Origin of the sequence: Pseudonocardia alaniniphila, assembly GCF_022524485.1 — a bacterium.
GTDB lineage: Bacteria > Actinomycetota > Actinomycetes > Mycobacteriales > Pseudonocardiaceae > Pseudonocardia > Pseudonocardia alaniniphila.
Map to the genome: position 1 here is coordinate 98,707 of NZ_JAKXMK010000004.1, position 8,543 is coordinate 107,249.

Here is an 8,543-nt window from a genome sequence, read left to right on the forward strand (position 1 = left end):
CACTCCACGATAACGGCAGTGGACGCCGTCAACCAGGCGCCGCCGGTTCTGGTTGACGATGTCAACTCGACGTTGATAGCGTCGCGTTGACATCGTCAACCCCAGCTTCGGGAGTGCACCTGCCATGTTCGCCGCCCTGGGCCGCTTCGCCTTCCGTCGACGTCGGGTTGTGCTCGGCCTGACGGGGCTGTTCGTCATCTTTGCGGTGGTCTGGGGGTCAGGTGTCTTCGGCGCGCTCGGTAGCGGTGGCTACACCCCGCCCGGTGTGGAGGCGAACCGCACCGAGGAGCTGCTCGAGTCCGCCTTCGGCCGGGACGCCGAGGACGTCGACGCGATAGCCGTCTACGTGAACCCGGCGGGCGTCGGTAACGTCGAGGACCCGGCGTTCGCCGGCCCGGTCACCGCGGCACTCGACGGACTCGACGACGCCGACGTGCTGGCCGTGTCCAGCTACTGGACCCCAGGGCTGCGCCCCGCGGAGCGTGCCGAGTTCGTCTCGGCCGACGGCAACGCCACCTACGCGGTGATCACGTTGGAAGGCGCCGACCAGACCGCGCGGCTGGCCGCCTACGAGCGGGTGACCGAAGGGTTGCGTGCCGGCGGCGGGGTGCAGACCTACCTCGGAGGCGGCTTCACCAGCGAGAGCCAGTTGCAGGCGCTGGCCACCAGCGATCTCGGCACGTCACTGGCGATCTCGCTGCCGCTGCTGCTCATCGTCCTCGTGCTGGTCTTCCGCGGGCTCGTGGCCGCGGCCATCCCGCTCGCGCTGGGGATCCTCGCGATCCTCGGGTCGCTCGTCCTGCTCCGGATGCTCACCGCCGTCACCGAGATCTCGATCTTCGCGCTGGAGATCTCCGCGTTCCTCGGACTCGGCCTGGCGATCGACTACGGCCTGTTCATGGTCAGCCGCTACCGCGAGGAGCTGCGGCGGACCGGGGACCCGGAGGCCGCGCTCGTCGCGACCACATCCACGGCGGGCCGCACCGTCGCCTTCTCCGGGCTCACCGTGGTCGTCGCGCTGACCGGGCTGCTGCTGTTCCCCCAGCCCGCTTCGCACTCGTTCGGGCTGGGTGGCATCACGGTCGTCCTGTTCAACACACTCGGCGCGATCGTCGTGCTGCCGGCCATGCTGGCGGTGCTGGGCCACCGCATCGACGCGTTGCATCTCCCGGGCCGTCGGCGCGAGGAGACCGCCGGGGACGTGGGCTTCTGGGCCGGGCTGAGCCGCGCGATCATGCGCCGTCCGCTGCCGTGGCTGGGCGGGGCGGCACTCGTCCTGGCCGTCGCCATCGCCCCGATCGCCGGGCTCGCGCCCGGGCTGACCAACCACCGCTACCTGCCCGACAGCAACGAGGGCCAGGTCGCCCTGCGCATGATCAACGAGGAGTTCCCGGCCGGTGGGCCCGCCGCCACGCGGATGAACATCGCGGTCGTCGGCGACGTCACGCCGGCCGACCTCGACGCCTACGTCGCCCAGGTGGCCGCCACCCCCGGCGCGCAGGGCGCTGAGCTGCGTCGCGCCCAGCCCGGCCTGGCCCACGTGACCGTCGGCTGGGCCGGCGAGGTCGACGACCCGCAGAACCTCCGGCTGGTGGAGCTCCTGCGGGCCCAGGGGCCGCCGCCGGGGGCGGAGTCCGTGCTCGTCGGCGGCTGGGGCGGCCCCGCGCTCGCACTGGACGCCAACGCCGCCACGCTGGACCGGCTCCCGCTCGTCATCGGGTTCGTCGCGGTCGTGACGTTCCTGCTGCTGTTCCTGGCCTTCGGTTCGCTCGTGCTGCCGCTCAAGGCGGTGCTCGTCGCGTTCCTCTCCCAGGCCGCGGCCTTCGGCATCATCGTGTGGGGGTTCCAGGAGGGTGGCCTGGCGACGATCATGGGCTTCACCCCCACCGGCACCACCGACCTGTGGACCCTCGCGCTGATCTCGGTCATCGCGTTCGGGCTCGTCACCGACTACGAGGTCTTCATCGTCAGCCGGATCCGGGAGGCCTACCTCGCCACCGGCGACAACGAGACCGCCGTGGCCACCGGCCTGCAGCGCAGCGGCGCCCTCATCACCCGGGCCGCCGTCCTGATGATCGTCGTGGTCGCGACGCTCGGGGTGGTGGCCAACTCGCTGTTCCTCGCCACCGTCGGGGTCGGGCTCACGCTCGCCGTCGTCATCGACGCCACGCTCGTGCGCGGCGTGCTCGTGCCCGCCATGATGCGCCTGGTCGGCGACGCGAACTGGTGGCTGCCGGGGCCCCTGCGCGCGCTGCACAGCCGCATCGGGTTCACCGAGGGCGGCCCCGTCGATATCCGCCCGGACATCGACGAGCACCGCGAGCGCGTCTCCGCGCGCTGACACCCGTCACACCTCCCGAACGGCCACTGACGCCCGTCACCCCACACCCGAACGGCCCGATCACGGGGATCACCGCCAGGAGAGGACGACGTCATGACCCGGGTCCTGATCACGACCGTGCCCGCCGCCGGGCACGTCCGGCCCACCGTCCCGATCGCCCGCCATCTCGTCGCCGCCGGCCACGAGGTGGTCTGGTACGGGGGCCGCCGGTTCCGGCCGATGATCGAGCGGACCGGGGCCCGGTTCGTCCCGATCACCGCCGACCTGCGGTTCGACCCGGACGGGGACGCTCTGGAGAGCACCGACGGCGACCGCACCGGCGGCGGCATCCGCGGGCTGCGGGCCGTGGTGCACGACATCTTCGTCGCCTCCATTCCCGCCTACGCCGCGGATCTCGAGCGACACATCGACGCCGTGGCGCCCGACGTGGTGCTCACCGACCACACCTTCATGGCCTCGCCGCTGCTCGCGCGCCGTCGCGGGATCCCGACCGTGGTGTTCGCGCTGGGGCCCCTCGCGGTCTCCAGCATCGACACGGCGCCGTTCGGCACGGGCCTCGCGCCGTCGTCGTCGACGCTGGGGCGCCTCCGCAACCGGGCGCTCGCGCTGCTGGTGCAGCAGGTGCTGCTGCGCCGCGCGCAGTCGGCGGCGCGGCGCATCGTCGCCGGCATGGGCGCGGGCCCGTTCCCCGGCTTCTTCGCCGACTGGAGCCTCTACCTCGCCGACCGCTACCTGCAGGCCGGGGCGCCGGAGTTCGAGTACCCCCGCAGCGACCTGCCGCGCCCGATCGACTTCATCGGGATCACCGACCAGAAGGGCGTGGACCACTTCGAACCGCCCGCGTGGTGGACCGACGTCGAGCGGGCCAGGGCGAGCGGCGTGCCGATCGTGGTCACCACCCAGGGCAGTGCGTCGACCAAGCACGGGCAGCTGCTGCTGCCGGCGGTCGAGGCGCTCGCCGGGCGCGACGTCCTGCACGTCGCGACCACCGTGACCCGCGAGCCCGCGGACGTCCTGCCCGCCGACCGGCGCCCGGTGAACCTGCGCCTGGAGCGCTTCGTGCCGTTCACCGAGCTGCTTCCGCATGCTGACCTCCTCGTCACCAACGGTGGGTACGGCGGCGTGCAGACGTCGCTGTCGTTCGGGGTGCCACTGGTCGTGGCCGGGCGCACCGAGGACAAGATGGAGACCGGTGCCCGCGTCCGCTGGAGCGGCACCGGCGTCTCCGTCGACGCGGACCAGCCCTCGCCCGCGGCGCTGGGCAGGGCGGTCGACCGGGTGCTGGCCGACGGATCGTTCCGGACCCGCGCCAGGCGGTTCCGCGACGTCTACGCGAGGTACTCCGGTGCGGCCACGGCGGCCCGCATCATCGTCGACACCGCGACGGCCGCCGGGCACCGCAGGACGGTCGCCTGATGACCGGCGTGACCGCGCGTGCCGCAGTCACGCCCACGCCGCGGCGCCGGACCGCGGCGCTGGTCGCCGTGCTGCTCGGCATGTTCATGGAGGTGCTCGACAGCAGCATCCTCAACGTCGCGCTGCCCACCGTCCGCGAGGACCTGGGTGCCACCGAGTCAGAGTTGCAATGGGCCGTGGCCGGGTACGCGCTGCCGTTCGCGCTGGCGATGATCACCGGCGGCCGGTTGGGTGATCTCTACGGCCGCCGCCGCGTCTTCCTGATCGGGGTGGGCGCGTTCGTCGTCACCTCGGTCCTGTGCGGGCTGGCGACCTCGGCGGAGATGCTGGTGGTGTGGCGCATGCTGCAGGGGCTGGCCGCCGCGCTGATGCTGCCGCAGACCATTGCCACGATCCACGTGATGTACCCGCCCCGGGAACGCAGCGGCCCGCTGGCCGCCACGGGCGCGCTGTTCGCCGCGACCACCGTGCTGGGGCCGATCCTCGGTGCCGTGCTGACCGAGCTCGACATCGCCGGCTCCGGATGGCGCGCCGTCTTCTTCGTCAACGTGCCAATCGGGATCCTGACGGTGGTGGCCGTGCTGCTCGCTGTGCCCGAGTCCCGCTCGAGCACCGCGGCGCGCCTGGACGTCGGCGGCCTCGTGCTGGCCACGCTCGCGCTGGTCGCGCTGCTCGTCCCGGTAGTGGCGGGTCGCGAGGCGGGCTGGCCGCCCTGGACCATCGCCATGCTGGTGGCGTCGCCGCTGTTGATCAGCCTGTTCGTCGCCCACCAGCGCAGGCGAACCGAGTCCCCGCTGGTGGAGCTCTCGCTGTTCCGGCGCCGCTCGTTCACCGCGGGCCTCGTGGTGATGACGCTGGCGATGGGGGCGATCGTCGGCTTCTTCTTCGTCGTCACCATCGACCTGCAGTCCGGCCGGGGCTTCACCCCGCTGGGATCGGCGCTGACGGGGATCCCGTGGGGCCTCGCGTCCGCCGTCTTCGCCGCGCTCGCGATGCGGTGGCTCGCGCGCAGGCTCGGCAGCCGGGTCGTCGGGATCGGGCTGATCGTCACGGTGGTGGGCCTGGTGTACGCGCTGCTCGTGCTGCGGGCGACCCCGGTCGGGCTGGACGGCTGGGCACTGACCCTGCCGCTGATCATCGGCGGCGCCGGGATGGGGTGCTCGGTGGTGCTCGTCTTCGACTACGCCCTCGCCGACGTCCCCGTCGACGACGCCGGCTCGGCCTCCGGGGTGCTCAACACGTTCCAGCAGATCGCGGGGGCCGTCGGGGTGGCGCTGGTCGGCACACTCTACTTCGCCCTCGCCTCGACCGGTGCCGACGCCCTCGCCGGCACGTTGGTGCTCCCGATCGCGATGGTGCTGGTCGCCGCGGTCACGAGCCTGTTCCTGCCCGTCCGGCTCGCCGCGCGCGAGGTGGAGAGCGCGGCGCCGTAGCGGCCCGTCCGGCCCGGCACGAACGGAAGGGGCGCCACCGGTCGTGGCGCCCCTTCCGTCGTGCCGCTCGACCTACAACGGCAGCGGCCTGGGCGCGAGCGCCGCCACCTGGCGGGCGGCGTCGCGGACCGTCGGGCATTCGTAGACGAGAGTCGCGGGGATCGGGAGGCCGCTCCAGCTCTCCAGGTCGGCGGCGAGCTCCACGGCCTGGATGGAGGACAGGCCCAGCTCGCCGAGCACCGCGTCGGCGTGCACGGCAGCCGCTGGTACCTGCAACAGGACGGCGATGCGCGAGGTCATCCACCGGCGGACGGCGTGCTCGCTGAGCGCGATCGGGGCGGGTTGGATGGTCATCGGTGGGTGCTCCTGTCGGTGTCGGTGTCAGTGCCGGGGTCGGCGTAGTGGCCGTCGAGGTAGGCGTCCCGGCAGGACCGGCGGCGGATCTTGCCGCTGGAGGTGCGGGGTACCGCGTTGGGGGCGACCAGCACGACGTCGGCGACGGGCACCCCGTGGGCCGCCGCGACCGCGGCCCGGATGCGGTGGCGGATCTCTGCGGCCTTGGCCGTCGCCACGGCCGAGCTGCCGGTCGCGCCCTGCCCCACTCCGACGACGAGCACCACCGCCTCGCCGCCGTCGGTGGTGACACCGAACGCGGCCACGGCGCCGGGCCGCACCGCGGTATGGGCGTCCTCCGCCGTGGCCTCGATGTCGGGCGGGTAGTGGTTGCGGCCGCCCACGATGATCAGGTCCTTGGTGCGGCCGGTGATGAACAGCTCGCCGTCGTGGACGAACCCGAGGTCGCCCGAGCGCATGTACGGGCCGTCGCCGTCGGTGGTGACGGCCTGGAAGGACTCCCGGGTGGCCTCGGCGTTGCCCCAGTACCCGACGGGCAGCGACGGGCCGCCGATCCAGACCTCGCCGACGCGGTCGGCGTCGGCGGGGGTGCGGGTCTCCGGGTCGACGATCCGGACGGTCCGTTCGCCGCGGACGATCCCGCTGCTCACCAGCTCGCGTCCGCCCGCGTCCTCGACGATCCGGCCGGCTGCCAGTGCGTCGGCATCGACGGTCAGCTCGCGGTGCGGGGCGTCCGCCCGGCTGCCGGTGACGAGCAGCGTCGCCTCGGCCATCCCGTAGCAGGGGTAGGCGGCGGCCGGGTCGAACCCGTGGCGCTCGAAGCGGCGGGCGAACTCGGCGATGGTGGAGGACCGGACGGGCTCGGCGCCGTTGAAGGCGACCCGCCAGCTGCTCAGGTCGAGGCCCTCGCACGCCTCCTCCGGGATGCGGCGGGTGCACATGTCGTAGGCGAAGTTGGGGCCGCCGCTGGTGGTGGCCCGGTAGGTGGAGATCGCCCGCAGCCAGCGGACGGGCCGCTTGATGAACGACAGGGGCGACATCAGCACGGCCTGCCGGCCCATCCACAGCGGGTGCAGCACGTTGCCGATGAGGCCCATGTCGTGGAACAGGGGCAACCAGCCGACGAGGCTGAAGCCGTCGCGGTGCCCGAAGGCGTCGGCGATGAGCTCCTCGTTGTGGGCCAGCGCACGGTGAGTCACGGTGACGCCCTTCGGCATCGCCGTCGAGCCGGAGGTGAACTGCAGGAATGCGATGTCGTCGGCGTCGGCGCGGTGGGCCGGATCGCGGCCCGCCCCGGCCGCGATCAGCTCTTCGACCGACGTGTACCAGGTGTGCGCGAGCTGCGGCACGGCGGTGCGTACGGCGGCGGTGAGCTCGGGGGCGCCGATCGACACCACCGCCGACGGGTCGCAGGCGGCCACGATGGACTGGAGGGTGCGCACGCGCTGGGCGGACTGCACCGGAATCGGTGGGTACGCGGGCACTGCGATCACCCCGGCTGCCAGGCAACCGAGGAAGGCGGGCACGAAGTCCAGCCCCTCGGGCAGCAGGAGCATCGCGCGGTCGCCGGGGCGCAGCCGCTCCCCGAGCGCGGCGGCCACGGCGCGGCTCGCCCGGGAGACGTCGCCGAACGTCAGCTCGCGTGCGGGGGCGGCGTCGTCGTCGCCGAGGAAGGTGAACGCGGGCGCCGAGGGGTCGCGGTCGGCGTGGGTGTCGAGCCGATCGAGCAGCGTCGGGAGGGTCGACGTGGTGGAGGTGCTGAGCACTGTCATGGGTTCTCCCTGTTCCAGGGGACGGGTCGCTACTGGGAGACGATCAGCGGCATCCGGGCGAGGCCGTAGGAGCCCTGGCGCGTGCGCAGCTGCGGTGGGTCGGCCGGGTCGAAGGAGAACCGGTCGATGCACTCGTAGTAGGCGCGGAACGACCGGTCCGCTAGCAGCCGCGACAGCGCGGCGCCCGGGCAGAAGTGCGGGCCGGCCCCGAAGCCCATGTGGGCGGCGTTGCCCGGGCGGTTGATGTCGAACACGTCGGGCCGGTCGAACCGCCGCGGGTCACGGTTGGCCGAGCCGAGCAGCACGTGGATGAGTGCGCCCCGCGGGATGTGGACGCCGTGCCGCACGATGTCCTCACGGGTGCGGCGCAGCAGCCACTGGGTGGGCGCGTAGAAGCGCAGGTACTCCTCGATGTAGTCCCTGGTCCGGTCGGGCTCGGCGCGCAGCCGCGCGGCGAGCGCGGGGTCGTCGAGGAGCATCTTGAAGCCGCCGCCGAGCAGGTTCATGGTCGTCTCGTGACCGGCCGCGACGAACGACCAGGCCATCGTCACCATCTCGTCGCGGGTGAGGTTGCCCTCCTCGTGCTGCACCACCAGCTCGCCGAGGATGTCGCCCTTGTTGGGCTGTCCCTTGCGGGCCTGGGCCATCTCGCCCATGTAGTTGCCGAAGTCGACGAGATCCTCGAAGAAGCCGGGTGCCTCGTCGGGGTCCATGCCCGCGGCCACGGCGAACATGTTCATGACGGCGCTCGACCAGCGCCGCAGGCTCGCCTTGCGGTCCAGCGGGATGCCCAGCATGCCGCCGATGACGCGCAGCGGCAGCTCGGTGGTGTACGCCTCGACGAACTCGACGCGGGGCTGCGAGAGCACGTCGGCGATCAGCTTGTCGACGATGTCCTGCACCCAGTCGCCGAGGGTGCGCACCAGCCGGGCGTTGAACGCCTGGTTGGTCATGTGCCGCAGGCGGGTGTGGTCGGGGGCGTCGCGGTTCACCAGCATCGGCAGGTTGAGGTAGTCCTCCTGCCGGATCTGCGAGGAGTACAGCTGCTTGTCGCGCAGCGCCTCGGCCACATCGTCGTAGCGGCTGTACATGTAGAAGTCGGTGCCGTCCCACGCTCCGCCGCGGACGTGGTGGACGGGCGCCTCCTCCCTCAGCCGCTCGTAGAGCGGCCACGGGTCGGTGCGGTAGTCCAGGGCGGTCAGGTCGATGGCGATGGTCATGGCGCCT

At 72.6% G+C, this 8,543-nt stretch carries 6 protein-coding genes; 3 read left to right on the top strand and 3 right to left on the bottom strand.

Translation table 11 applies throughout. From position 1 onward, the window contains the following. Positions 1 to 124 precede the first annotated feature (124 nt). The 3 genes from MMF94_RS05310 to MMF94_RS05320 all read left to right on the top strand — a co-directional run bounded on the left by MMF94_RS05310 (position 125) and on the right by MMF94_RS05320 (position 5,190). A complete protein-coding gene (locus MMF94_RS05310) occupies positions 125 to 2,341 on the top strand; it encodes an MMPL family transporter (protein ID WP_241035131.1) in 2,217 nt (738 codons plus the stop codon). A 93-nt stretch (positions 2,342 to 2,434) separates the two neighbouring features. Continuing rightward, on the top strand, positions 2,435 to 3,757 hold the full coding sequence (locus MMF94_RS05315; protein WP_241035132.1) for a glycosyltransferase: 1,323 nt from the start codon (positions 2,435 to 2,437) through the stop codon (positions 3,755 to 3,757). After that, the gene (locus MMF94_RS05320) at positions 3,757 to 5,190 is read left to right on the top strand and encodes a DHA2 family efflux MFS transporter permease subunit (protein WP_241035133.1); all 1,434 of its coding nucleotides are present in this window, start codon (positions 3,757 to 3,759) and stop codon (positions 5,188 to 5,190) included. The genes MMF94_RS05315 and MMF94_RS05320 overlap by 1 nt, the downstream gene beginning before the upstream one ends. A 72-nt stretch (positions 5,191 to 5,262) precedes the next feature. Here MMF94_RS05320 and MMF94_RS05325 read toward each other — a convergent pair whose 3' ends face one another. Genes MMF94_RS05325 through MMF94_RS05335 form a run of 3 tightly spaced genes read right to left on the bottom strand, consistent with a single transcriptional unit; the run spans position 5,263 to position 8,536 of the window. Then, entirely contained in the window at positions 5,263 to 5,544 is a 282-nt protein-coding gene (locus MMF94_RS05325) for an acyl carrier protein (protein ID WP_241035134.1), read from the bottom strand. Continuing rightward, positions 5,541 to 7,316, bottom strand: a complete 1,776-nt coding sequence (locus tag MMF94_RS05330; RefSeq protein ID WP_241035135.1) for a fatty acyl-AMP ligase — start codon at positions 7,314 to 7,316, stop codon at positions 5,541 to 5,543. Before MMF94_RS05330 ends, MMF94_RS05325 begins: the two co-directional genes overlap by 4 nt. 29 nt (positions 7,317 to 7,345) lie before the next feature. Next, entirely contained in the window at positions 7,346 to 8,536 is a 1,191-nt protein-coding gene (locus MMF94_RS05335) for a cytochrome P450 (protein WP_241035136.1), read from the bottom strand. Between the last annotated feature and the right edge of the window lie 7 nt (positions 8,537 to 8,543).